Source organism: Actinomadura luteofluorescens (assembly GCF_013409365.1).
Taxonomy (GTDB): domain Bacteria; phylum Actinomycetota; class Actinomycetes; order Streptosporangiales; family Streptosporangiaceae; genus Spirillospora; species Spirillospora luteofluorescens.
In genome coordinates, this window is sequence record NZ_JACCBA010000001.1 from 4,086,745 (window position 1) to 4,110,307 (window position 23,563).

General features: G+C 71.3%; 21 protein-coding genes and 1 pseudogene. 9 read left to right on the top strand and 13 right to left on the bottom strand.

Features of this window, described 5'->3' with window-relative positions; translation table 11 throughout:
- Nucleotides 1-126: 126 nt before the first annotated feature.
- Entirely contained in the window at nt 127-1,233 is a 1,107-nt protein-coding gene (locus BJY14_RS18815) for a LacI family DNA-binding transcriptional regulator (RefSeq protein ID WP_281382104.1), read from the bottom strand.
- Nucleotides 1,234-1,514: 281 nt separating this feature from the next.
- Between BJY14_RS18815 and BJY14_RS18820 the strand changes: the two genes are divergently transcribed.
- Nucleotides 1,515-2,189 carry a TetR/AcrR family transcriptional regulator gene (locus tag BJY14_RS18820; RefSeq protein ID WP_179849482.1) on the top strand — a complete coding sequence of 225 codons (675 nt, stop codon included), beginning with the start codon at nt 1,515-1,517 and terminating at the stop codon, nt 2,187-2,189.
- A 735-nt stretch (nt 2,190-2,924) separates the two neighbouring features.
- Here the strand turns inward: BJY14_RS18820 and bldC are convergent.
- Together bldC and BJY14_RS18830 are read right to left on the bottom strand one after the other, a co-directional pair.
- Entirely contained in the window at nt 2,925-3,128 is a 204-nt protein-coding gene (gene bldC, locus BJY14_RS18825) for a developmental transcriptional regulator BldC (protein ID WP_012850682.1), read from the bottom strand.
- Nucleotides 3,129-3,401: 273 nt separating this feature from the next.
- Nucleotides 3,402-4,379 (bottom strand): DUF8083 family protein, encoded by a 978-nt coding sequence (locus tag BJY14_RS18830; protein WP_512770947.1) that lies wholly within the window; start codon nt 4,377-4,379, stop codon nt 3,402-3,404.
- Nucleotides 4,380-4,424: 45 nt separating this feature from the next.
- Between BJY14_RS18830 and BJY14_RS18835 the strand changes: the two genes are divergently transcribed.
- Complete coding sequence (locus BJY14_RS18835; protein WP_179844821.1) at nt 4,425-5,507, top strand: Leu/Phe/Val dehydrogenase; 1,083 nt, start codon at nt 4,425-4,427, stop codon at nt 5,505-5,507.
- 334 nt (nt 5,508-5,841) lie between these two features.
- Entirely contained in the window at nt 5,842-6,048 is a 207-nt protein-coding gene (locus BJY14_RS18840; RefSeq protein ID WP_179849484.1) for a DUF3073 domain-containing protein, read from the top strand.
- Nucleotides 6,049-6,265: 217 nt separating this feature from the next.
- Here BJY14_RS18840 and purM read toward each other — a convergent pair whose 3' ends face one another.
- Together purM and purF are read right to left on the bottom strand one after the other, a co-directional pair.
- On the bottom strand, nt 6,266-7,306 hold the full coding sequence (gene purM / locus BJY14_RS18845; protein WP_179844822.1) for a phosphoribosylformylglycinamidine cyclo-ligase: 1,041 nt from the start codon (nt 7,304-7,306) through the stop codon (nt 6,266-6,268).
- Nucleotides 7,303-8,757, bottom strand: a complete 1,455-nt coding sequence (gene purF / locus BJY14_RS18850) for an amidophosphoribosyltransferase (RefSeq protein WP_179844823.1) — start codon at nt 8,755-8,757, stop codon at nt 7,303-7,305. The genes purM and purF overlap by 4 nt, the downstream gene beginning before the upstream one ends.
- Nucleotides 8,758-8,885: 128 nt before the next feature.
- Here purF and BJY14_RS18855 point away from each other — a divergent pair, with 128 nt between their 5' ends.
- Complete coding sequence (locus BJY14_RS18855) at nt 8,886-9,251, top strand: hypothetical protein (protein WP_179844824.1); 366 nt, start codon at nt 8,886-8,888, stop codon at nt 9,249-9,251.
- Nucleotides 9,252-9,260: 9 nt separating this feature from the next.
- Here BJY14_RS18855 and BJY14_RS18860 read toward each other — a convergent pair whose 3' ends face one another.
- On the bottom strand, nt 9,261-9,932 hold the full coding sequence (locus BJY14_RS18860) for a LamG domain-containing protein (RefSeq protein ID WP_179844825.1): 672 nt from the start codon (nt 9,930-9,932) through the stop codon (nt 9,261-9,263).
- Nucleotides 9,933-9,996: 64 nt separating this feature from the next.
- The gene (locus tag BJY14_RS18865) at nt 9,997-10,440 is read right to left on the bottom strand and encodes a sterol carrier family protein (RefSeq protein WP_179844826.1); all 444 of its coding nucleotides are present in this window, start codon (nt 10,438-10,440) and stop codon (nt 9,997-9,999) included.
- A gap of 129 nt (nt 10,441-10,569) precedes the next feature.
- On the opposite strand from BJY14_RS18865, the gene BJY14_RS18870 reads away from it, so the two are divergent.
- The 3 genes from BJY14_RS18870 to BJY14_RS45300 all read left to right on the top strand — a co-directional run bounded on the left by BJY14_RS18870 (nt 10,570) and on the right by BJY14_RS45300 (nt 14,970).
- The gene (locus BJY14_RS18870; protein ID WP_179844827.1) at nt 10,570-12,552 is read left to right on the top strand and encodes a serine/threonine protein kinase; all 1,983 of its coding nucleotides are present in this window, start codon (nt 10,570-10,572) and stop codon (nt 12,550-12,552) included.
- A gap of 136 nt (nt 12,553-12,688) precedes the next feature.
- A complete protein-coding gene (locus tag BJY14_RS18875; protein ID WP_179844828.1) occupies nt 12,689-13,852 on the top strand; it encodes a S8 family peptidase in 1,164 nt (387 codons plus the stop codon).
- A gap of 665 nt (nt 13,853-14,517) precedes the next feature.
- A complete protein-coding gene (locus BJY14_RS45300) occupies nt 14,518-14,970 on the top strand; it encodes a VldE C-terminal domain-containing protein (RefSeq protein ID WP_246395981.1) in 453 nt (150 codons plus the stop codon).
- A gap of 153 nt (nt 14,971-15,123) precedes the next feature.
- On the opposite strand, the gene BJY14_RS18885 is transcribed toward BJY14_RS45300, so the two are convergent.
- Both BJY14_RS18885 and BJY14_RS45305 read right to left on the bottom strand, forming a co-directional pair.
- Nucleotides 15,124-15,534, bottom strand: a complete 411-nt coding sequence (locus BJY14_RS18885; RefSeq protein WP_179844829.1) for an Imm10 family immunity protein — start codon at nt 15,532-15,534, stop codon at nt 15,124-15,126.
- 360 nt (nt 15,535-15,894) lie between these two features.
- Complete coding sequence (locus BJY14_RS45305) at nt 15,895-16,152, bottom strand: hypothetical protein (RefSeq protein ID WP_246395983.1); 258 nt, start codon at nt 16,150-16,152, stop codon at nt 15,895-15,897.
- Between the two features lie 175 nt (nt 16,153-16,327).
- Here BJY14_RS45305 and BJY14_RS18895 point away from each other — a divergent pair, with 175 nt between their 5' ends.
- A complete protein-coding gene (locus BJY14_RS18895) occupies nt 16,328-16,507 on the top strand; it encodes a DUF1737 domain-containing protein (protein ID WP_179844830.1) in 180 nt (59 codons plus the stop codon).
- 59 nt (nt 16,508-16,566) lie between these two features.
- On the opposite strand, the gene purL is transcribed toward BJY14_RS18895, so the two are convergent.
- From purL to purS, 4 genes and pseudogenes are all read right to left on the bottom strand, one after another.
- Nucleotides 16,567-18,861 carry a phosphoribosylformylglycinamidine synthase subunit PurL gene (gene purL, locus BJY14_RS45310; protein ID WP_312879792.1) on the bottom strand — a complete coding sequence of 765 codons (2,295 nt, stop codon included), beginning with the start codon at nt 18,859-18,861 and terminating at the stop codon, nt 16,567-16,569.
- Between the two features lie 1,151 nt (nt 18,862-20,012).
- Nucleotides 20,013-20,694, bottom strand: a pseudogene (purQ, locus tag BJY14_RS18905) (phosphoribosylformylglycinamidine synthase subunit PurQ).
- 101 nt (nt 20,695-20,795) lie between these two features.
- On the bottom strand, nt 20,796-21,236 hold the full coding sequence (locus BJY14_RS18910; RefSeq protein ID WP_218905489.1) for an ATP-binding protein: 441 nt from the start codon (nt 21,234-21,236) through the stop codon (nt 20,796-20,798).
- A 225-nt stretch (nt 21,237-21,461) separates the two neighbouring features.
- Nucleotides 21,462-21,704: a phosphoribosylformylglycinamidine synthase subunit PurS gene (gene purS, locus BJY14_RS18915; RefSeq protein ID WP_089315160.1), complete on the bottom strand. Its 243-nt coding sequence runs from the start codon at nt 21,702-21,704 to the stop codon at nt 21,462-21,464.
- A gap of 95 nt (nt 21,705-21,799) precedes the next feature.
- On the opposite strand from purS, the gene BJY14_RS18920 reads away from it, so the two are divergent.
- Nucleotides 21,800-23,419: a hypothetical protein gene (locus tag BJY14_RS18920; RefSeq protein WP_179844833.1), complete on the top strand. Its 1,620-nt coding sequence runs from the start codon at nt 21,800-21,802 to the stop codon at nt 23,417-23,419.
- Nucleotides 23,420-23,563: the final 144 nt, after the last annotated feature.

Sequence of the window (23,563 nt, forward strand, 5' to 3'; positions counted from 1 at the left end):
GCTGCGCGGGACGCGGCGTCACCGGCCAGGGCGGCGGGCGTCACGACGCGCGGATCACGGCACGGACCGGGCTTGGCGGGAGCGAGGAGAAGGCGGGGGGACGTCCTGCGGCGGCGCACAGGCGGGTCACGGGGCGGGCGCGGGCCCCGTCGTCGAGCGGACCACCAGGTGCGGGACGACCAGCTTCTGCCGCGCGGCGCGGGACGGGTCGCCGATGCGCGCGGTGAGCATCTCGGCGGCCACCCGGCCCATGTCGCGGCGCGGCTGGTCGACGCTGGTCAGCGAGATGTGCCGGATCGCCGCGAGGTGGGTGTTGTCGTAGCCGATGATCGAAAGGTCCGCCGGGACCCGCATGCCGAGCTCGTCGGCGGCCGACAGCGCCCCGGTGGCGACCAGGTCGTTGGGAGCGAAGATCGCGGTCGGCCGGGCGTCGCGGCGCAGCAGCGAGAGCGCGGCCCGGTAGCCGCCGTCCTCGGTGAAGTCGCCGGGCTCGACGACGATCTCGCCGGCCAGGTCGTGCCGCCGCATCGCCTTCTCGTAGCCGGCGCGGCGGTAGCGCGCGGTGGTGGAGCGCGCGCCCTCGATGTGCGCGATCCGGCGGTGGCCGTGCTGGACGAGATGGTCGACGGCGAGGTTCGCACCGAGCTCGTCGTCGTCCACCACGATGTCGACGCCCACCACGTCGCGCTCGCCGACGACCACCACGGGGACGCTGGCGGCCGCCTCCTTGAGCGACTCGGGGACGACGCTGAGCAGGACCAGCCCGTCCACCCGCATCTCCAGGAACGCCTCGACCGCCTCGGCCTCGAACATCGGGTCCCAGCGGCCGCTGCCGACCAGCATCCGCAGCCCCGCGCCGTGCAGGCTCTCCTGGAGCCCGTCCAGGAACTCGGCGAAGAACGGGTTGTGCAGGTCGGCGACGATGGCGCCGATCAGCCGGGTGCGTCCCTCGACCAGGCTGCGCGCCACCGCGTTCGGGCGGTAGCCGAGCTCCCGGGCGGCCTGCAGAACGGCCTGTCTCCGGCGTTCGCTCACATGCGGTGACCCTCGCATGACCAGCGAGACGAGCGATTTGGACACTCCCGCGCGTTCAGCGACATTGCGGATGGTCGGTTTCGGCGCGGGCACCGTCCTGCCCTCGTCGCGCGGTGCGGGAGAGGGCTCGCTGCGCGGCCGAGGCACCGCGCCCTCTCCCTGCAAGTCGTGCGGGGGATTTGCTTCATCTGCTGACATGGCACTCCGTCCAGGGGAACCTGCAGGACCTGCCGCGGCGGCGCCCCGGTGAGGGATTCGGCGCACCGCCCTCCGCTCAGGAGGAGATGCCATGATGCCGCGCCTTCCCCCCATACCGCCGCGACACTGAGTAACGGGCATCCGACAATGGTGGTTCGGGCCTGTGGTGTTCTGGATCACACTCGTGGCGGGGAACCGGCGGCGGGCCCGCCGGCGTCGCGCTCGGTGTGCGCCCCGACGGCGCCCGGCTCGGATACCCTGCCCAGGTGGGAGATCGTGCGATGGCCGGTGCGAAGGCGCGCGGCCGGCCGAGCGGCGGGCGCGGCCGGCGCCGGCTCAGCGTGGACGAACGGCGGGACGAGCTGATCGAGGCGGCGCTGCAGCTTTTCAGCACGCGCTCGCCCGAGGACGTCTCGATCGACGACGTCGCGGCGAAGGCGGGAGCCTCCCGGGCGCTGGTCTACCACTACTTCGGCGGCAAGAACGAGCTGTACATCGCGGCGCTCGGCAGTGCCGCGAAGCAGCTGTCGGTACTGCTGGAACCGCCCACGGAGGGCAGGCCGCTCGAACGGCTGCGGATCTCGCTGAAGCGCTACTTCGACTTCGTGGAGAGCCACGCGGCCGGGTACACGGCGCTGCTGCGCGGCGGGCCGGCCGACCGCTCGGGCGAGGCCGGCGAGATCGTGGACGGGATCCGCCGGCTGCTGCTGGACCGGATCCTGCACTCGCTGGACGTCGACGTGCCGCCGCCGATCCTGCGCATCACGCTGCGCTGCTGGATGGCGACCGTGGAGACCGCCGGCCTGGACTGGCTGGAGAACCGCGACGTGTCCCGCCCCGATCTGGAGCGGCTGCTGGTCGACCAGCTCGTGGTGATCATGCAGGTCTCCGGCAGGCACGACCCGGGCACGGGCGCCCTGTTCGACCGCCTGGCCCACGAAGAGATGAACCATTAGGCCGTGTTTCAACGTCCCGGCCCACTTCGCTCGCCTGGCGGCTGTGTTTCAACAGTCCCGGCCCACTTCGCTCGCCTGGCGGCTCGCTACGTGACCGGTACTGGGCGAACGCGGCATCGCTTCGCGATCTGCCCGGTTCCGCTCGCCTTCGGCTTCGCTCCACCGGCCAGGTCACGCGTTCGCGCGTGCGGCTGAGCCACTTCGAGACAGGCCCTAGCCGCCCGGAGACGAACCACTAACCGCTCGACCTGCGGTTATCGCGCTGACGTGCGCGGAGTTTCGGACACCCAACTCACCCGCGTCCACAACCGGACACACCCCCCGCAACCAAACCACGTCCCGCGACGGGCGCGTCCCTCGCACCGGCGCGGCATCCTCAACCGGCGCACCGCTCAGACCAGGTGCGTTCCGTGACAGACGCGTCGTCCGCAACCTGCGCGTCTCTCAGGAGAGACGCATTGTCCGAAACCTGTGCGATCGCCGGAACTGGGGCGTTGTTTTGGGAGTGTGCGCTCTGTCCCCGGGAGCGGGTTGGTGCCCGTCCCAGGGACAGCGCGACTTCGGCGTTCGGGACCGACGGTTCTCGGATGACCGTGGTCCCGTGTCGGCCAGGAGACCACTGAGCGGGTCCCCGCACGTATCTCGGGCGCGAGGTCCGATCAAGGGCCTCCTGGCCGCCCCCCTCTTGCGCTGTGCGTCCGGAGGGCTCCGCTGGAGCCCTGCCGGTCGGCGTGCCTACTCCGAACGCTGCTGCGGGATTCCCGCGAGCAGCGCCCGCACCTCCGCCTCGCGGTACCGGCGATGCCCGCCGAGCGTGCGGATCGACGTGAGCTTTCCCGCCTTCGCCCAGCGCGTGACGGTCTTGGGGTCGACGCGGAACATCGTCGCCACCTCCGCCGGCGTCAGCAGGGGCTCGGCCTCTGGCGTACGTGCTGACATGTTTGCGGCCTCTCCTCCGTGGACCGATGACAGCGATCCTGCGATTGATCCTCGCGTGGTCACTGATGTCCCCTATGGCCCGAAAGAGCCACTATGACATCACAACGTGTAACCTTGCCACCACTCAGCGCAACAAGCAAGTTCCTGGCGGTAGTTGCGTGCAAACATCCCCGCGAGAGCGGGGAAGTGTGCATGTCCGGCGACGGCTGGGTCACGCTGCGTGATTCTAGCGACACGTATAGTCGTATCGCGCGCGGATTCGGGAAATTTGTTTTAGTTCGCGGCCTCCAGCGCCCGCACGGGGCGCCAGCGGGCCAGGAGACGCTTGTACATCGCGACCGTCAGCTCGACCTCACCTCGCTCCATCCCGGTGAGGGCCACGGTCATCTCCGCGACCGACTCGTCCGTACGGAGCGTGGCGTCGTCCAGGAGATGGACGAGCCCGCCGTAGTCGAGTTCCACGAGCGCGCCGGGATGGAACTCGCCGAGCCACCGGCCGAGGGTGTCCAGCCGTCCCGCCGACAGGAGGTAGACGTCCTCCGTCCCCTCGCCGAGATTCTCGCGCACCACCGGGAGCGCGGCCGCCACCCGGCGGCGCGCCTCCCCCATCGAGGTGACGTAGATCAGGGTCCGCACGGGCGCCGCCGTCGCCGGGCCGTGGGCCGCGGGCTCCTCGGCCGTGTCGTCCGGCGGCCGGTAGCCGGTCCCCGGCGTGCCGAGCGTCAGGCACCGCTCGCCGCGCGCGAACGGCACGAACCAGTCCAGCGGGACGTGCCAGGTGCTCGTCAGGATGTGCGGGCGGAGGGAGCGGCCGGCGTTCTTCCACTGCTCGAAGTCGCTGCGCACCCGCTCGGACAGGGGCGGCGGGACGAAGGCCGCCGCGACGCCCGCCGCGTGCTCGTCCCTGAAGCGCTCGAAGGCCAGCCAGGAGCGCAGCCGCGTCCCCCACGGGCACACGTAGATCATGTCCTCCAGGCGCCGCACGTAGGCGTCCCTGCTCTCCCGCTCCGGGACGACCTCGGGCGGCGAGCCCGTCAGCCTGAGCACGGCCTCCCGGTTCTCCGCCCCGAGCGCGTGGATCCGCCTGGGACGGCGCCTGGAGTCGGCGTAGACCGTCCACAGGGTCCGCGCGGGCTCCGGGAAGGCGGTCACCGGTTCATAAACCCGTAGGTACGCCGCGTACGGAAGCACCATCGCATCGTGACATGAGAATCGCATCGTGACATGAGATTCGGTCGGGCGTGGCGCCATCGCGCGCCCTAGGCTGATCTTAGAGACAGAGAGGAGGGCACTACCGTGCCTAATGTCTTCGGGGCGCCCCACAAGGGCACCGAACCCCGACACGAGCAGGTCGTCTTCTGCCAGGACGAGGCCAGCGGCCTGCGCGCCATCATCGCCATCTACTCCACCGCGCTGGGCCCGTCCCTGGGAGGCACCCGCTTCTACCCGTACGGCTCCGAGGAAGAGGCCCTCGCCGACGTGCTGAACCTGTCCCGGGGCATGGCGTACAAGAACGCCCTGGCCGGGCTCGACCTCGGCGGCGGCAAGGCCGTCATCATCGGCGACCCCGCCACGGACAAGTCCGAGGCGATGCTGCGGGCCTACGGTCGGTTCGTCCAGTCGCTGAACGGCCGGTACTACACGGCGTGCGACGTGGGCACCTTCAGCGAGGACATGGACATCGTCGCGCGCGAGTGCCGCTTCGTCACCGGACGGACGGTCGCGCACGGCGGCGCCGGCGACTCGTCCATCCTCACGGCGTTCGGCGTGTTCCAGGGCATGCGGGCCGCGGCCGAGACGGTGTGGGGCCAGGCCACGCTGCGCGGCAGGCGGGTCGGGGTGGAGGGCGTCGGGAAGGTCGGCCACCGCCTGGTGGAGCACCTGCGCGAGGACGGCGCGGACGTCGTGATCTGCGACGTGGACGAGGCCGCCGTCGACCGCGTCCGGGCACTGCACCCCGAGGTGGAGGTGGTCGCCGACGCCGACGCCATGGTCCGCACGGAGCTCGATGTCTACGCGCCGTGCGCGCTGGGCGGCTCCCTCAACGACGACACCGTGCCCGTGCTGGGCGCCAAGGTCGTCTGCGGCGCCGCCAACAACCAGCTCGCCCACCCGGGCGTGGAGAAGCGCCTCGCCGACCGCGGCGTCCTGTACGCGCCCGACTACGTGGTGAACTCCGGCGGCGTGATCCAGGTCGCGGACGAGATCGAGGGCTTCAACTTCGACCGCGCCAAGGCCCGCGCCGCGGGCATCTACGACACCACCCGGAAGATCTTCGCGCTGGCCTCCGACGAGGGCGTCCCGCCGGCGGTGGCCGCCGACCGCCTCGCGGAGCGGCGGATGTCGGAGGTCGGCAGGCTGCGCGGCATCCTTCTCTGAGCTTCGCGGGGTACGGCCTCCGAGCTCGCGGAAGGCGCGGGCGGAGGGTGCACTCCCTAGACCTGTTTAGACCGTTGCAAAACCGTTGTGAGGGCCACCGTGGGGCGGCGTACGACCGTCCCACGGTGGCCTTCGCACGTTCACGTGACCACCGGATACACTGTTGTCATCAGCAACAGGGGCGCCGCCACGTACCGTCGATGTACCGAGCCAGGCGCAAAACGGGTACGGTTGTACCCGTGACTGACGCATGGCTCATCAGGCACCGGTTCGTGTGGTACACGCGCGCGTTGATGGGCCCACGAAAGCCCTGACCATCGAGGGGGTCGAGCCAATGGGTCGCGGCCGAGCCAAGGCCAAGCAGGTGAAGGTTGCCCGGCAGCTCAAATACAGCACCGGCAACACGGACCTCGACCGCCTGAAGGATGAACTAGGAGTCAGCGACTCCGGCGAAGACTCCTATGACGAGCTCGCCGAGAAGTACGCCGACTACGCCGATGACTACGGCACGGAGACCCGCAAGGACGACACCTCCGGTTGACCGGCAGACAGCACGCCACCGCCCGCACCGCCGGGCGGTGGCGTTTGTCATGGGCCGGACCAGGTCCGGGGGCCGCCGCTCACGCTGAGCGACCCCACGGGCCGCGTTCGGTGTCCGGCATGCCTCCGTTGCCCTGAGAGGTCCGGGAGGGGCTCAGCGTCCCGTTCAGCCCCGTCCGCGAGGTCGGGTGGGGCGGCGGGGTCCGCAGGCCGGCGGATCAGCGGAAGGTCGCTTCGCCGGTTCCCTCGGTGATCTCACCGAGGACCCAGGACGGGACGCCGCGGGAGGTCAGCAGGCGGAGCGCCTCGTCGGCGCGGTCCGGGGCGACGATCGCGGCCATGCCGACTCCGAGGTTGAACGTCTTGTCCATCTCGGCCTGCGGCACGTCGCCGTGCGCCTGGAGCAGGCGGAACACGGCCGGGACCTCCCAGGACGAGCGGTCCAGCACGGCGTCCGCCCCGGGCGGCAGCGACCGGGCCAGGTTCGCCGCCAGCCCGCCGCCCGTGATGTGCGCGAACGCCCGCGCCCCTCCGGTCTCGGCCAGGGCGAGGCAGTCCTTGGCGTAGATGCGCGTCGGGGTGAGGAGCTCCTCGCCCAGCGGACGGTCGAGATCGGCCGATCGTGACTCCAGCGTCAGATCCGTCGTCGCCAGGATGTGCCGGACGAGCGAGTACCCGTTCGAGTGGATCCCGGACGACGCCATGGCGATCACGACGTCGCCCGCCCGCACGCGTTCGGGCCCGAGGATCCGGTCGGCTTCGACGACACCCGTCCCGGCGCCCGCCACGTCGAACTCGTCGGCCTCCAGCAGGCCGGGGTGCTCGGCGGTCTCGCCGCCCACGAGGGCGGCGCCGGCGAGAGCGCACGCGTCGGCGATCCCGCCGACGATGTCGGCGATGCGCTCCGGGACGACCTTGCCGCAGGCGATGTAGTCGGTCATGAACAGCGGCTCGGCGCCGCACACCGCGAGGTCGTCGATGACCATGCCGACCAGGTCGTGCCCGATCGTGTCGTAGACGCCCAGGCGCCGCGCCAGGTCGACCTTGGTGCCGACGCCGTCCGTGGACGTCGCGAGCAGGGGCCTCTTGTAGCGCAGCAGTGCCGAGGCGTCGAAGAGCCCCGCGAACCCGCTGACGTCGTCGACGACCTCGGGCCGCCGCGAACGGGCCACCCGGGACTTCATCAGCTCGACGGCGCGCTCGCCCGCCGCGATGTCGACGCCTGCGGCCTCGTAGGAGGTCGTCGGGCGGTCCGTCATCGGGTGGCCTCCAGCAGGTGCTTGCCGCGGGCGTCCTGCTCCACCGGGATCGGGTACTGGCCGTCGAAGCACGCCCGGCACAGCTCGTCCTTCGCGATCTGCGAGGCGGAGATCAGCTCCTCCAGGGAGACGTAGCCGAGCGAGTCGGCGCCGATGGAGTCGCGGATCTCCTCCACCGACAGGTTCCCGGCGATCAGCTCGGCCCGGGTCGCGAAGTCGATGCCGTAGAAGCACGGCCAGGCGACGGGCGGGCTGGAGATCCGCACGTGCACCTCGGCGGCGCCCGCGTCCCGCAGCATCGACACGATGGCGCGCTGGGTGTTGCCGCGCACGATCGAGTCGTCCACCACGACCAGGCGCTTGCCCTCGATCGCCTCCCGCAGCGGGTTCAGCTTCAGGCGGATGCCGAGCTGGCGGATCGTCTGGGACGGCTGGATGAACGTCCGGCCGACGTAGGAGTTCTTGACCAGGCCCTGGCCGTAGGGGATGCCGGACGCCTCGGCGTAGCCGATCGCGGCCGGCGTGCCCGACTCGGGCGTCGGGATGACCATGTCGGCCTCGACGGGGTGCTCGCGGGCCAGCCGCCGCCCGACCTCGACGCGGGTGGCCTGGACGCTGCGCCCGGCGATCGTCGTGTCGGGCCGCGCCAGGTACACGTACTCGAACAGGCAGCCCTTCGGGCGCGCCTCGGCGAACCGCTCGGACCGCACGCCCTCGCCGTCGAGCGCGATCAGCTCGCCCGGCTCGATCTCCCGGACGAACCGGGCGCCGACGATGTCGAGCCCGGCCGTCTCCGAGGCGACCACCCAGCCGCGGTCCTCCAGGGAGCCGAGCACGAGCGGCCGGATGCCCTCGGGGTCGCGGGCCGCGTAGAGCGTCCCCTCGTCCATGAAGACCAGGGAGAACGCGCCGCGGGTCGCGGGGAGGATCTCCCGCGCCGCCTCCAGGGCGCCGCCCTGGCCGCGGGCGGCGAGCAGGGCGGTGAGGACCTCGGTGTCGGTCGTGGCGGTCAACTCGCCCGGGTCCAGCCGCGCGGCCAGTTCGGGCGTGTTGATGAGGTTGCCGTTGTGGACGAGCGCGAGCCCGCCGTCGTCGGTGGACCGGAACGTGGGCTGCGCGTTCTCCCACGTGGGCGAGCCGGTCGTGGAGTAGCGGCAGTGGCCGACGGCGATGTGGCCGCGCAGCGTGTTCAGCACCGACTCGTCGAAGACCTGGGCGACGAGGCCCATGTCCTTGAAGACGACGATGCGCGAGCCGTCGCTCACGGCGATGCCCGCCGACTCTTGCCCGCGGTGCTGGAGCGCGTACAGCCCGTAGTACGTGAGCTTGCTCACTTCGGCCCGGGCCGCCTGTTCGGCGGGGACCCAGACGCCGAAGACGCCGCAGGCGTCCTGCGGAGCACGGTCGGAGGGATCGATGTCGTGGCTCAGACGTCCGTCACGGAGAGGCACGTTCGCCAGTCTAGATGCCCGGTTCACCTGCTCCGATCGGTGGCATCTCCTTAACCGACCTTTACTCCCCGAAACCACGGGGATCACGTGGTGCGGGGGAATCTGGGGGACGACACGTGGAGGAACGCATGACCATGCCCGGGTACCGGACCTACTCGCCCCCCGCTCCGCCGAGGCGGAGCACCCTGGCGCGGTCCTCCCAGGTGCTCGGAATCGTCGGCCTGGCAGGGCTCGCGGTGTGCTTCGCGGGGATGATCCCGGCGCTCGTGGGCCTCGTCCTCGGGACGGTGGCGCTCGTGCGCCGCGCCCCCGACCGGCGCCCCGCCCTCGTGGGGGTGGTCTGCTCCGCGATCGCCCTGCTGATCGGTTCCGGGACGCTCTTCTGGCTGCTGAGCAAAGCGGCCCAGTGCGGGGACGCGGCCCGGTACCCGGACGACGTGTCGCGGCGGAACTGCGTCGAACGCGAATTCCCGTTCGCCCAGGCGACCCCCTGACGCCGGGGTTCAGGCGCCCGGCTGGTCGGCCAGGGAACGGACGGCCTCCTGCCCGAGCGCCGAGGCGTACACGCGCAGATCGTCGACGAGGCCGCCGAAACCGGGCTTGGCAGGCTCTTTGCCCAGGTAGAAGGGCCCGGCCGGGGTGACCACGGGATGTTCCAGCGAGACGGCGGAGTCCTTCTCGCCGTCGATGTAGAGGGCCATGCCCCGGGTGTCCACGACGAAGGCGATGTGCGCCCATTCGCCCACGGCCAGCCGGGCCTTGCTGTCGACGTACTCGGGGCCCTTCACCGTGAACAGCTGGACGCGGAGCCTCATCGCGTCCGGGTACAGCCAAAGGCCCAGACCGCGCGCGTCGTTCTCGGCGACGGGCCTGTAGAGGAGGCTGCGCCACTCGCCCGTGGGCCCCTCGTCGACTCGGACGAAGAAAGCCAGGCCGAACCCGAAGATCTGGCTGAGGACGAGCTGCGGCGCCGCGGGGATCACGGCGCGGTCATTCTCGCCGAGCGACAGCGCCTCCCCGTCCCGTCCGGGGACGATCCGGGCGTTCTCCGCAAGCTCGGCGGCGGGGGCGGCGGCTCCTGCGGTGTCGGCGGCCCGGCGGCCGTCCACGGTGCCGGCGTCGAACGTCCAGTGCGCGATCAGCACGGGGATCACCTCCGGTAAGGCCCGCGTCACCCGCGCACGCTATGCGCGCCTCCCCCACCGAGTCGCGAGGCCGCCGTCAGTCGCGGGGCCGCCTTCAGTCGAGGGGGAGGGGGAGGTGGGGTGTCAGGTCGGCGCGCGGGCCGCTCGCCCGGACGCGGCCGTTCGACGCCGCGTCTTCCCAGGTGAGGCGGCCGGTGGCGAGCGCGATCCACGTGGCGGCGTCCATCTCCACCACATTCGGTGGCGTACCCCGGGTATGGTGCGGGCCGTCGATGCACTGAACGGCGGCGTGCGGCGGTACCCGGACCTCCACCGAACGTCCCGGGGCCAGCTCGGCCAGCCGGTCGAGCAGGTACCGCACCGCTCCCCTGACCACCGGACGGCTCGGTTCGGCGGCTCCCGCCTCGACGCCGGCGAGGACCGTGTCCAGAGCCGCGCGGCGCAGCGCGGCGGGCTCGTCCGCGCCGGTGTAGGGCGCCAGCCCGAGCGCGGCGCGCTGCTCGTTCAGCACGGTGGAGGAAAGCGGTGTTCGCGGCATCGCGCAAAACGCTACCGGGTCATCCTCGGTGCCGCGCAGGCGGTAGAAAGGACCCCGGTGCCAGGCATGGGGGCGCAGGGAACGGGGAGGCCGGGGACGCCGTCCCCGGAGGAGACGGAGGTTCGTCAGATGCCCGAGGCGCTGCCCCTGCAGCCGGGTGACCCGAGACGGCTCGGATCGTTCGAGATCACGGGACGGCTCGGCGTGGGCGAGCAGGGCGCCGTCTTCCTCGGCAGCGACCCGTCCGGACGACCCGTCGCCGTGAAGGTCCTGCACGTGCGGTTGAGCGGCGAGCCGGTCGCGCGGTCGCGCTTCGCCGACGCGTTCGCCCCGGCCCGCAAGGTGACCGGCTTCTGCACGGCGGCGATCCTGCACGCCGACGTGGAGGGCGACCGCCCCTACGTGGTGAGCGAGTGGGTGGACGGGCCGTCCCTCCAGCAGCTCGTGGACGAGGAGGGCGTGCGCGGCGTCGTCGTCGTGGAACGCGTGGCGATCGGGATGGCGGTCGCCCTGGCCGCCGTCCACCGCGCGGGCGCCGTCCACCATGATCTGAAACCCGGGAACGTTCTTCTCGGCCGGCACGGCCCCCGGATGAGCGATTTCGCCATCGCCCACGCCATGGAGGCCGTGAACGTGGCGTTCCGCGGCCATATGACCGAGGACCCCGCCTACAAGTCCCCCGAGCAGCTGAGCGGCATGGGCATCGGCCCGGCCGCCGACGTGTTCGCGTGGGCGTCGACCGTCCTGTTCGCCGCCTCGGGCAGGCCGCCGTTCGGCGAGGGCTCGCCGTCCGAGGTGATGCAGCGGATCGTCTACGACGAGGCCGACCTGTCGGAAGTGCCCGACTCCCTGCGCGAGGTGGTGGAGGCCGCCCTGGCCAAGGACCCGGCCGAGCGTCCGATGGCCAGGACGATCCTCGAACGGCTGCTGGGCAAGGGCAGCGCGCTCGCTGAGCGCCTGCCGACCTCGATGGTCGAGGAAGGCCGCGCCCTCGCGACGGGCGTGATGGTCCGCCACAACCTGCCACGGGTCACGCCGCCGCCGCGTTCCCCCATGGGAGCGCCGGGGAACCCCATGGGAGCCGCTCCTCCGGCCGGATTCACGCCGAGCCCTGCCATGCCTCCAGGTCCGGTGCCCGGACCGCCCCCGGCTCCCGTGCTCGGACCGCCGCCGGCTCCCGTGCTCGGACCGCCGCCGGGTTCGCCGTCGGGGCCGGTCGCGGACTCCGCCTCGCCATCCGTGCCGCTGCTCGGGAAGCTCGCGCGCTCCCGCCGCGCGCGTCCGGAGCCTGAGCGGGAGCCCGAACCGCCCGCCGCCGACCTCGACCCCGCCGCGTTCGAGGCCACCACGACCTTCGACGCGGTCGGCACGAACCGGCCCGGGCAGCAGGCCCGGACGGGCGGTGGCGACCAGGCGGAGCAGACCACGCGGTTCGACGCCGTCGCTTCCGAGCGGACGGCGACGTTCGACGCGCCCGTCCCCGAGCGGACGGCCACGTTCGACGCCGTCGACATGCCCCCGGCCGACCCCACCGCCCCGAACCCCCTCATTCCGGGGCTGGGGCAGGGGCGCGAGGGCAGCGGCGGGCACCGCTCCCCCAACCGTTCCTCGCCGTTCGGGGCCCTCGCGAAGATGCGGCGCCCCGGCAACCACGTCCTCGGCCTGGCGCTGTCGCTGGTCATCGGCGTCAGCGTCGGCGTCGCCATCATCGCCCTGGTGCTGTGGCCGCAGTTGAAGGCGGACGACGACGGGTCGCCGTCCGACAGCACCAACACGTCCGACAACCGCCCGGTGACCACGATCCCGGCCTCGTTCGCCGGGACGTGGAAGGGGACGGTGGTCAACACGGGCCGCAACGCGTCCTTCCCCGTGGAGATCACGTTCCAGACCGGCGGGACGACCGGGCGCGCCCTGTACCCGCGGGAGAACTGCGACGGCACCCTGCGGCTCGCCCGGGGCACCGAGAGCGCGCTGAAGATGAACCTGGACATCGGCAAGCCGTGCACGTCCGGGATCGTCCAGGTCACCCGGCAGCCCGACGGGACGCTCCAGTACACCTGGACGAAGCCGGGGACGAGCCTCGGCTACGGGGGGCGGCTCAGCCGGGGCTGACCTGCTTCTGCCACCTCCGGCAATGCGTCCATTTTGTCGCCTCTTATCAGGACAGTTCCGCTAAGGTTTCCCCTCGATCGAAACCATCGATCATGGGCGGGACGCCTGCGCGCGCTCCCCTGCAGAAGGAGGCGCTTTGCGGGTTGTCCACCGTAGGCTGCTGCTCGTCGGCTCGGTCGCGGCGTGCCTCGGCGCCGCCGCCGCGCTCCCGGTGCTCGCCGACGACTCGTCGTCGCTGGTGAAGGTGACGGCGGCGGGGGGCACCCCGGTGCCCGGCCGCTACATCGTCACCCTGAAGACCGGAGCGTCCACCGACGCCGCCGCCAAGAAGGTCAGGGCGACCGGCGTCCGGCGCTTCGACGGCGTCCTGAACGGCTTCGCCGCGAAGCTCACCGACGACCAGGTGAACAAGTTGCGCCGCGACGACCGCGTCGCCGCGATCGAGCAGGACCAGATCGTCAAGGCCACCACGACCCAGCGCGCGCCGCTGCCCTGGGGCCTCGACCGCATCGACCAGCGGTCGGCGAAGCTGTCCAAGACCTACACCTACAAGTCGTCCGGCAAGGGCGTGAACGCCTACATCGTCGACACCGGACTGGACGTCGGGCACAAGGAGTTCGGCGGCCGCGCCTCCATCGCCTGGGCGGCGAGCAGGTTCAACGGCGACGGACGCGACTGCAACGGGCACGGCACCCACGTCGCGGGCATCATCGGCTCCAAGACCTACGGCGCCGCCAAGTCCGTGAAGCTGCGCGCCCTGCGCGTCCTCGACTGCAACGGCGAGGGCTCGATGTCGGACATCGTCGACGCCGCCAACTGGCTGCGCACCCACGCCGCCAAGCCGGCCGTGGCGAACATGTCCCTCGGCGGCCCCAAGTCCACCGCGGTGAACACCGCCGTGATGAACCTGTCCAAGTCCGGGGTGTTCACCTCCGTCGCCGCCGGCAACGAGAACGTCGACGCGTGCAAGGTCTCGCCGGCCGGCGCGGGCTGGGTCATGGCGGTCGGCGCGACCACCAAGAGCGACACGCGCGCCTCGTTCTCCAACTGGGGCAAGTGCGTCGACATCAACGCCCCCGGCTACGGCGTCTACTCCACCTGGCCCGGCAACCGCAGCAAGGCGCTCAGCGGGACGTCCATGGCCGCCCCCTACGTCAGCGGTGTCGCCGCCCTCTACCTGTCGACCCACCCGAAGGCCACCTTCCCGACGGTGCAGAAGGTGCTGAACGACAATTCCACCCACACCCTCAAGGGTCTGCGTTCGCAGCCCAACAGGCTCCTGTGGAAGGGCAAGCTGTGAGTCCCGTCACGTAAGATGGCCCGGCTCCCAGCAAGGGAGCCGGGCATCTCGCGCCTTCGCCACGTCCCATTACCGCAGGGTTTACCCTTGGCGAGGCAGACGGCTCTTTAACGTCCATTGACCTTTGGCCATGACGAGAGGAGAACACGTGGAGACCCCCGCCTCCACCCGTCGGCACGCTGACCGCCGCCGTGGCCGGCGCCACGCCGCCGCGGCTCTCGTGGCCCTCGCCGCCGCGGTGCCCCTGGTCGCCTCCGCGACGCCGTCCGCGGCCGCGCCGGCGTCCCTGCCCCTGGACCCGGGCGACAGCGGCAAGTTCGCGAAGCTGAACCGCCAGATCGAGCAGCTCGACAAGGAGTACGGCGGCGACCTCGCCAAGCTGAAGGACGCCGAGTACGCCGCGAAGAAGGCGCTGGACAAGTCCAACAACCTCCAGCGCGACCTCCAGGAGGCCCGCGGGGTCGTCGCCCAGCTGGCCGCGTCCCAGTACATGACGAACGGCGAGGACCCCACCGTCACGTTCCTGGCCGACGCGAACCCCTCCGACCTGCTCAGCAACGCCACCCTGGTCAGCCATCTCGCCCAGAACAAGGCGGGCAAGGTCGCCCAGATCCAGAAGCTCGTCAACGACCAGCTCGCGGCCCGCAAGGCGGCCCCAGCAGAAGATGACGGAGCTGAACAAGGAGATCAAGGACCTGAGGCGGCGCAAGTCGCAGATCCAGTCCCTGGTCAAGAAGTACAAGCCCGAGTCCCCGAGCGTCGGCATGGGCGGCGTCACCCCGCGCATGCTCAAGGTGAAGAACACCATCGACCTGGAGATGGGCCCGTTCCCCACGATCGGCTGCTTCCGCTCCACCGGCGACCCGCAGGACCACGGCAGCGGCCGCGCCTGCGACTTCATGGTCACCACGGGCGGCGTCATGGCCTCCGGCAGCGCCCAGTCCCTGGGCGACCGCACCGCCGCCTACGCCATCGCCCACGCCAGCGCCCTCGGCATCAAGTACATCATCTGGCGCCAACGCATCTACGACCTCCGCAGCCCGGGCTGGCGCTCGATGGAGAACCGAGGCGGCGTCACCGCCAACCACTACGACCACGTCCACATCTCGGTCTTCTAGGTCGTATCTGGCTCCAGCCAGAGCCGCAGCTCACGGGATCTCCCGAGAGTGCGCATCCAGGGCACTGGCCCTCGAATAGTCCACGCCGGTCTCCGAACCGGCCCGCCACCGCGTGCGAGAAGACCTGGTCTCGACGTCTTGCCACGACTGCTGTCAGAGGGCCAGGATGGCGGGTCGATCGCTGGGACGCCCGTAGGCCAGGATGCGCCGCAGCCCTTCCCGTAGTCGCTCGATGCGTTCGTCGTCGACGTCCAGCGTCACTTCTATCTCAGCGTCGTCCAGCCCCAGCGCCTCCAGATTGCTGGAATCCACGACGACACGGAGGACACGATCCTTCAGGCGCACCTCTTTGACTCCGCCGTAGACGGTGCCCTGGTCCGCCGTGACGAGGCAGTAGGAATCCATTCCAAGCGCGATGTCCTGCTCATCAGGCTCGTGCAGGCAGCACATAAAGGTCAGTTCGCGACCTCCGCCATTCTCCTGCTCAGCCACCCCGGCTACGAAAGTCTCATCGTCTTCGTAGGCTTCCGCTGCGGCGGCGCGAGCGGTGAAGGCGAACACCATGCGAGAAGCATAGAGACAGGCTTATGCCGTGCCACGAGCATTCGTGGCCTTCGCCCGCGGCCGAAGGACCCCGTACGCTCTGCCGCTGGAGACGATACGGCGGTTACCGGACCGCCTGGCTCGGACCGGCGCGGGGCGGGGCCTCTACTGGGCCGGCCAGCAGGACGACCCGATCGGCAGTGACGTCATAGCCGAGCACCGGATGGCCAGGGTCGCCCTCCGGCGCCATCGCCACCGGCTTGCCCAATCGTCGGCCGAGGACTCGGAAGAGGCCGCAGAGCAGGTCCAGCCGTTCTTGGCCCTGAAACTCCCTGAGATCGATGTCGAAGTCGACGCTGGTGCTTTCATGTGGCCAGAAGTTCAGCAGTACCCCGGTGAAGGCCGGACCTGCAACGCGGGACAGACCTCGCGGCCCTCTGCGAAGACCTCGCTCGCGGCGGGCAGGGAAAGCACCTGGCCATCTATGGAGTACTCATATGCCCAGTCTTCTGAGCGGAGTAGGTCAAAGACCGCCTGCCAGTCCTCAACACCGGTCCCCTCGATGACGACATCGGGCAGCGAGCCCATCAGTTCGGGATCGAAGAAGTCGCGTACGTCGTCCCACGAGAGATCGGGCACGTGTCAGATGGTGCCAGAGCACAAGAGCCGGTGGGAGATCAGGCAGGGCGGCTGCCGTGGGGTCGTCTTGCTCGGGCGGTGCTGGCTGTTGCGCCGGGCCTCAGTGGCGACCGATGGGGGCTGGCCGGGGGTGCGGTCGCAGGGCTTACAGGGCCCGGTCCTCTAGGGTCTCGGCATGGGTGAAAAGCGGGAGCTGCCGCGGTATCGGGTTTTGACTGGCCCGGATGATGAGACGTTCTGCTGGCGGGTCAGTGAGGCGCTCGACCTTGGCTATGAGCTGCACGGGTCTCCGTCGGTGACGTTCAACGGAGATCGGGTCGTCGTCGCTCAGGCGCTCACCCGTCGCCAGGACTAGAGGCCTGCGTTGACATGCGAAGGGCGCCCCCGGTTCGGGGGCGCCCTCCGGTGCTCGAATCAGTCGGCGTAGGAGGGGAGCATTCTTTCGTGGGCCTCGCGGAGTTCGGAGAGGCCGATGCTGAACAGCTCCTGCTGGTCGCCTTCGGGGCCGCGACCCGTCACCTGCAGGGAATCGCCGCCCGCCACGCCGATCTGGCTGACCGGGACGCCCGCCGACTCGCACAGGGCCGCGAGGCGTGACTCGGCGCCCGGACGGACGACGACCATGGCGCGGGCCACCGACTCGCTGAACAGCGAGACGAACGGGTCGCCGTGCAGGGTGATGCGGGCGCCGAGGCCGCCGCGCAGGCACGACTCCACCAGCGTCTGCGAGAGGCCGCCGTCGGAGAGGTCGTGCACGGCGTTGACCAGGCCGTCCCGGACGGCCGCGACCATCACCGACGCCAGCGCCGCCTCGGCCTTCAGGTCGACCAGCGGCGGCAGGCCGCCCAGGTGGCCGTAGACGACGTGCGCCCATTCCGAGCCGCCGAACTCCTCGCGGGTCTCGCCGAGGAGGGCGATCGTGGCGCCGTCGGTGGCCAGCGACATGTTCACCCGGCGGCGCACGTCGTCGTGGACGCCAAGGACGCCGATGACCGGGGTCGGGTTGATCGGCGTGTCGCCCGTCTGGTTGTAGAAGCTGACGTTGCCGCCCGTCACCGGGATGCCGAGGTACTGGCAGCCGTCCGCCAGACCCGTGACGGCCTGCGAGAACTGCCACATGACGCCCGGGTCCTCCGGGGAGCCGAAGTTCAGGCAGTTGGTCACGGCCAGGGGCCGCGCGCCGGTCGCGGCGACGTTGCGGAACGCCTCCGACAGGGCGAGCTGCGCGCCCGCGTACGGGTCGAGCCGGGTGTAGCGGCCGTTGCCGTCGAGGGACAGCGCGATGCCGAGGCCCGACTCGTCGTCGATGCGGACCACGCCGGCGTTCTCGGGCATCGCCATGACGGTGTTGCCCAGGACGTACCGGTCGTACTGGGACGTCACCCACGTCTTGCCGGCCAGGTTCGGGGACCCGGCCAGCCACAGGACGGTCCGGCGCAGCTCGTCGCCGTTGGACGGGCGGGTGAGCCGACCCGGGGTGTCGGACTGCATGGCGCCGAGGTCGTGCGGGGGCGCCAGCGGACGGTTGTAGACGGGGCCCTCGTCGGCGGCCGTGACCGGCGGGATGTCGACGATCGTCTCGCCGCGCCACGTCATGACCAGCCGGCGCGTGTCGGTGACCGTCCCGATCACCGTGGCCGGGATCTCCCAGCGCGCGCAGATCTCCATGAAGCGCTCGACCTTGGCGGGCTCCACCACCGCCATCATGCGCTCCTGCGACTCGCTCATGAGGATCTCCTCAGGGCGGAGCGTCTCGTCGCGGAGCGGGACGGTGTCGAGGTCGACGTGCATGCCGCCGGTGCCGGCCGCGGCCAGCTCCGTCGTCGCGCACGACACCCCGGCGGCGCCGAGGTCCTGGATGCCGACCACGAGGTCCTCGCGGAACAGCTCCAGGCAGCACTCGATGAGCAGCTTCTCCATGAACGGGTCGCCCACCTGGACCGACGGCCGCTTCTGGTGCGACTCCTCGTCGAAGGTGGCCGAGGCGAGCACGGACGCACCGCCGATGCCGTCCGGGCCGGTCAGGGCACCGAACAGGATCACCTGGTTGCCGGGGCCGGGGGCCACGGCGCGCTTGATGTCCTCGTGCTTCATCACGCCGACGCACAGCGCGTTCACGAGCGGGTTCTGCTCGTAGCAGGCGTCGAACACCGTCTCGCCGCCGATGTTGGGCAGGCCCAGGGAGTTGCCGTAACCGCCCACGCCGGCGACGACGCCCGGCAGGACGCGCTGGGTGTCGGCGGCGTCGGCCGGGCCGAAGCGCAGCGAGTCCATGACGGCGATGGGGCGCGCCCCCATCGACATGATGTCGCGGACGATCCCGCCGACACCGGTAGCAGCGCCCTGGTACGGCTCGACGTAGGACGGGTGGTTGTGCGACTCCACCTTGAAGGTGACCGCCCAGCCCTGGCCGATGTCCACGACACCGGCGTTCTCGCCCATGCCGACAAGGAGCTTGTCGGTCTTCGGTGCCTTGTCGCCGAACTGGCGCAGGTGCACCTTGGAGCTCTTGTAGGAGCAGTGCTCGCTCCACATGACGGAGTAGATCGCCAGCTCGGCCGAGGTGGGCCGGCGTCCCAGGATGTTGCGGACGCGCTGGTACTCCTCCTCGTTCATCCCCAGCTCGGCGTACGGCTGCGGACGCTCGGGAGACGCGGCGGCAACGGCGACCGTGTCGGTGCCCTGGTCGTAGTGCGCGGGCGCCTCGATGGCGGGCTGCGGGCCGGTGCCACGGCCGACGGCGGGCAGCGGACCCGTTCCCCGTCCTACGGCGGGCAGCGGACCGGTTCCCCGTCCGATGGCGGGCTGGGGGCCCGTTCCAGAGCCGATGGCGGGCTGCGGGCCCGTTCCGCGTCCAACGTCGGGCTGCGGGCCGGTACCGGAGCCGACGGCGGGCAGAGGACCCGTTCCTGGGCTGATCCTAGGCAGCGGGCCCGTTCCCGGGCGGACGGCGGGCAGCGGGCCCGTGCCACGGCCGACCGTTGGCTGGGGACCCGTTCCCCGTCCAACGGCGGGCAGCGGGCCGGTACCCGGGCGCACGGTGGGCTGGGGGCCCGTTCCGCGTCCAACGGCGGGCTGCGGGCCGGTACCGGTGCCCACGGCAGGCTGCGGGCCCGGCGCCGGGCCTACCGCGGGCTGAGGGCCCGTGCCGTGGCCCACGGCGGGCTGCGGGCCCGTACCGTGGCCTACCGGAGGCTGGGGGCCGGTGCTGGGGCCTTGGGACAGCGGGCCCGAGTTCAGGTCGATGAGAGGCTGCGGGCCGCTGCTCGAACGAACGGTCGGCTGCGGGCCCGTGTTCCGTCCCACGGCGGGCTGCGGGCCCGTGCCGGTGCCCACGGCGGGCTGCGGGCCCGTGCCGGGGCCTACCGCAGCCTGAGGGCCTGTGCCGTGGCCTACGGCGGGCTGCGGGCCCGTGCCGGGACCGGCTACGCGCTGCGGGCCGGATCCCGTGCCCCGGGGAGGCGGCGGTGCCGCGAAGGCGCTCAGGTCGGGCACGGTGAGCGTCGGGTCCGCGACGGTGGACGTAGGGTCGCCGCCAGAGCGCTCCTCTTCCAGGGCGCGCGTGAACTCCTCGGGCACCTGCTCGGAAGGCGCGGGGCCCTGGACGGGCTCTTCGTCGTTCAGCACCGGGATGGGGCCGGTGAAGGGCCCGGGGACCGGTTCGGCGGCCGGGTCCTGGGAGCCGGGCAGGGCGGGGGGCTGGTCCTCTTCGAGGATGGCCTTGAACCCCTGCGTCACAGCGGGGTTGATGGGCTGGAGCTCCGGGTCGTCCGCGTCGGACTTGAGCTCGCCGAGCCACTCCATCGAGGGCTCGTCTTCGTCTCGGGTAGCCCTTCCGGAAGCGTGGGGCCGTTGCTCACTCATGCGTTGACCAGTCTCTTGACGATCGAGGTGAAGAAGCCGAGCCCGTCGGTGGACGGCCCGGTCAGCGACTCGACGGCGTGCTCGGGATGGGGCATGAGCCCGACCACGTTGCCGGCCTCGTTGCAGATCCCGGCGATGTCGTCCAGGGAGCCGTTCGGGTTCAGGTCGAGGTAGCGGGCGACGATGCGGCCGGAGTCGGCCAGTTCGATCAGCGTCTCCCGGTCGGCGGTGTAGCGGCCGTCCCGGTTCTTCACCGGGATCACCAGTTCCTGGCCCTCGTTGTACTCGGAGGTCCAGGCGGTCTCGGCGTTCTCGACGCGCAGCCGCTGGTCGCGGCAGACGAAGTGCAGCCCCGCGTTCGGGAGCAGCGCGCCGGGCAGCAGGTGCGACTCGCACAGCACCTGGAACCCGTTGCAGATGCCGAGGACCGGCAGGGCCGTCGCCTGCGGCGGCCACGACCTCGGCCATCAGCGGCGCGAACCGGGCGATCGCCCCGGCCCTCAGGTAGTCCCCGTACGAGAACCCGCCTGGCAGGACGACGGCGTCGACCCCCCGCAGGTCATGGTCGCCGTGCCAGAGGGCGACCGGCTCAGCGCCGGCCAGCCGCACCGCGCGTGCGGCGTCCTTGTCGTCAAGGGAACCTGGGAAGGTGATGATCCCAACCCGGGCAGCGTCCATCTGTTCTGTTCCTCCGAAATGAGGTGCGGCCGAGACGATCGGGATCTCCTCCGCCGATCAACCCCGATGCGCGTCGCATTCCCCCGCGCGCAGGTCCCAATCTACCCGGCGTTGGGAATGAGGCTGCGGTCGAGGCGCCGTACCAGGGCCCCGTCCCTCCAGGTCAGCCGCTTTCGCAGGTGAACGACGGTGCCCCGGTCGGGTGCGGAGTCGATGTCCAGGTCGTCCACCAGGGCGCGCATCAGCTTGATCCCGCGTCCCGACTCGCTCAGGGCCTCCGGCTCCGGCGGGGCGGACCGCAGGCCGCGCCCCCAGTCCATGATCTTGAGCATGCAGGTGCCGTCGTCCACGTGCCCGGTCACCTCGTAGTCGCCGTTCGCGCGGGCGTGCTCGATGACGTTCGTGCACGCCTCGGAGATCGCGACCAGCAGGTCGTCGACGCAGTCCTCGGCGACGCCGAGCCCCCGCAGGGCCTCGCCGGTCACCCGCCGGACCACCGGGATGCTCAGCGCGTCGCGCGGCAGCGCGAGCGAGAACCTCATATCCACCCGGACACCTCGTGTCATGCTCCGGGCGTCCCGACCGTGCCCCCGGTCCCGGAGCGTGCTCGACGACTCAACGCAGCTAACAGTTCCCCGGAGGAATCTTCCGTAATCGCCACAGTCGCGGGTCCGCCATTTGGAACGGGCCATGTCACGACCGGGAACCGAGCGGCGTTCTGCCGCCGGCCCCGGCCGCGAGGCCGGTCCCGGCCACGTGCCGGACGGTTACAGAACGTGAACCTCGTAGTTCTCGATGACCGGATTCGCCAGCAGCGTCTCCGCGATCTTGCCGACCTTCTCCAGGGCCGCCTCGTCGGCGTCCCCCTCCAGCTCCACCTCGAACCGCTTGCCCTGCCGGACGGCCACGACCCCGTCGAACCCCATCTGCGGCAGCTTGCGGGCGATCGCCTGACCCTGCGGGTCGAGGATCTCCGGCTTGAGCATGACGTCCACGACGACACGCGCCACGGTCGCCCCCTCACTGATCTGCGCTTTTGCTTACGATCCTGAAGCGTACGGCACCATGGCCCATCACGAGCCATCAGCACCCCCGGAGCCTGCCGATGAACATCGAGGACCTCACGCCCGTGGAACGCCGCCTGTGGGAGGCGTTCCCCAAGGGCGAATCCGTCGACCTGTCGTCCGGCGACCAGGCGATGGACGACATCACGCGGTCGGACCGGTGGGGGCGGGACCGGATGGTCAGGGCGGAGGTCCTCGTCGCGCTGCTCGTCGGCGCGGTAGAGCCCGAGCCCGGCCAGGTCGCCGCCGTGCGGCTCGGCGGCGCCCGCATCACCGGCTCGCTGAACCTCGGGCACGCGGAGGTCCACGTCCCGCTGGCGCTCACCGGCTGCGACTTCGACGAGGCGCCGCACCTTTACTGGGCGAGCATGAACAGCGTCCACCTGATGCGCTGCCGGCTGCCGGGCCTGATCGCCTCCGGCACGCGGGTGGACGGCCACCTGTGGCTGGAGGGCAGCCGCATCAACGGCGGCCTGTGGCTGGACGGTGCGAACATCACCGGCATCCTCAACATGTCGGGCGTGCACCTGTCCAACCCGGGCGGGGACGCGATGCTCGCCGACCGCCTCTCGGTCGAGGCGAACGTCTACTGCGACCAGGGGTTCGCCGCCAACGGCGAGGTCCGGCTGCCGGGGGCCCGCGTCGGCGGCCAGCTGATCTTCCGGGGCGCGCGGCTGTACAACCCGTCCGGCGCCGCCCTGTACGCCAGCCGCCTGGACGTGGCCGCGAACGTGTTCTGCGACGGCGGGTTCAGCGCCGAGGGCGAGATCCGGCTCCGCGGCGCCCGCGTCGGCGGCTACCTGTCGTTCGTCGGCGCCCGCCTGTCCGCCCCCAAGCGGACCGCCCTGAACGCCGACGACTTGGCCGTCGAGACCGACATCTACTGCTCGGACGGGTTCACCGCCATCGGCGCCGTCAGCTTCTCCGGGGCCCGCGTCACCGGGCAGCTCAGCCTGCGCGACGCCCGCCTGCTCCACGACGAGGGGACGGCGCTCGGCCTGCAGCGCCTCCAGGCCGAGGAGCTCCTGCTGCGCACCGCCGAGCCGATCAAGGGGACGGCGGACCTGTCCTACGCGCGCATCAACCTGCTGCGCGATGACGCCGCGTCCTGGCCGGAGCACCTCCAGCTCGACGGGCTCCAGTACGAGACCCTCGAGCCGCCGCTCACCGCCCGGGAGCGGCTGGCGTGGCTGCGCCGCGACACCGACGGCTACGCCCCGCAGCCCTACGAGCGGCTCGCGCAGACCTACCGCTCCCTCGGCCTGGACGCCGACGGGCGCTCCGTCCTGCTCGCCAAGGCCCGGGACCGGCGCAGGACGCAGGGCGTCCCCCGCAAGATCGTCGGCTGGTTCCAGGACGGGCTGGTCGGCTACGGCTACCGCCCGTTCCGCGCCGCGAGCTGGCTGGTGGGGCTGCTCGCCTTCGGGACGATCGTCTTCTCGATCCACCGGCCCGACGTCCTGGACGACGGCCACAAGCCGCACTTCAACGCGTTCTTCTACACGCTCGACCTCCTCCTGCCGATCGGCAGCCTCGGCCAGGAGATGGAGTTCGCACCCAAGGGCGTCTACCAGTGGATCGCCAACTTCATCGTCGCCGGGGGGCTGCTCCTCGGCCTGACGGTCGCGGCCGGCGCGACGCGGGCGCTCTCCCGGGAATAGCGGACGTAACGTGCGTCACGTCCGGGTCGCGGGGTAGGGCCGGGGGTAGGACCTCCGGTGGAGGGACTCGCATCGCGGTGGCGGGGGCTTGCATCGCAGGGTGTGATGTCTGCCACGATGGCATTGCGGCTTTTGTCCCTTACC

Coding starts and splice junctions, on each gene's coding strand:
- BJY14_RS18840 (WP_179849484.1), top strand. CDS start 5,842: ATGGGTCGCGGCCGAGCCAAGGCCAAGCAGGTGAAGGTTGCCCGGCAG.
- BJY14_RS18910 (WP_218905489.1), bottom strand. CDS start 21,236: ATGAGGTTCTCGCTCGCGCTGCCGCGCGACGCGCTGAGCATCCCGGTG.
- BJY14_RS18855 (WP_179844824.1), top strand. CDS start 8,886: ATGACCATGCCCGGGTACCGGACCTACTCGCCCCCCGCTCCGCCGAGG.
- BJY14_RS18815 (WP_281382104.1), bottom strand. CDS start 1,233: ATGTCAGCAGATGAAGCAAATCCCCCGCACGACTTGCAGGGAGAGGGC.
- BJY14_RS45300 (WP_246395981.1), top strand. CDS start 14,518: ATGACGGAGCTGAACAAGGAGATCAAGGACCTGAGGCGGCGCAAGTCG.
- BJY14_RS18830 (WP_512770947.1), bottom strand. CDS start 4,379: ATGGCGCCACGCCCGACCGAATCTCATGTCACGATGCGATTCTCATGT.
- BJY14_RS18885 (WP_179844829.1), bottom strand. CDS start 15,534: ATGGTGTTCGCCTTCACCGCTCGCGCCGCCGCAGCGGAAGCCTACGAA.
- BJY14_RS18820 (WP_179849482.1), top strand. CDS start 1,515: ATGGCCGGTGCGAAGGCGCGCGGCCGGCCGAGCGGCGGGCGCGGCCGG.
- BJY14_RS18870 (WP_179844827.1), top strand. CDS start 10,570: ATGCCCGAGGCGCTGCCCCTGCAGCCGGGTGACCCGAGACGGCTCGGA.
- BJY14_RS18865 (WP_179844826.1), bottom strand. CDS start 10,440: ATGCCGCGAACACCGCTTTCCTCCACCGTGCTGAACGAGCAGCGCGCC.
- bldC (WP_012850682.1), bottom strand. CDS start 3,128: ATGTCAGCACGTACGCCAGAGGCCGAGCCCCTGCTGACGCCGGCGGAG.
- purM (WP_179844822.1), bottom strand. CDS start 7,306: ATGACGGACCGCCCGACGACCTCCTACGAGGCCGCAGGCGTCGACATC.
- BJY14_RS18895 (WP_179844830.1), top strand. CDS start 16,328: ATGGGTGAAAAGCGGGAGCTGCCGCGGTATCGGGTTTTGACTGGCCCG.
- BJY14_RS18920 (WP_179844833.1), top strand. CDS start 21,800: ATGAACATCGAGGACCTCACGCCCGTGGAACGCCGCCTGTGGGAGGCG.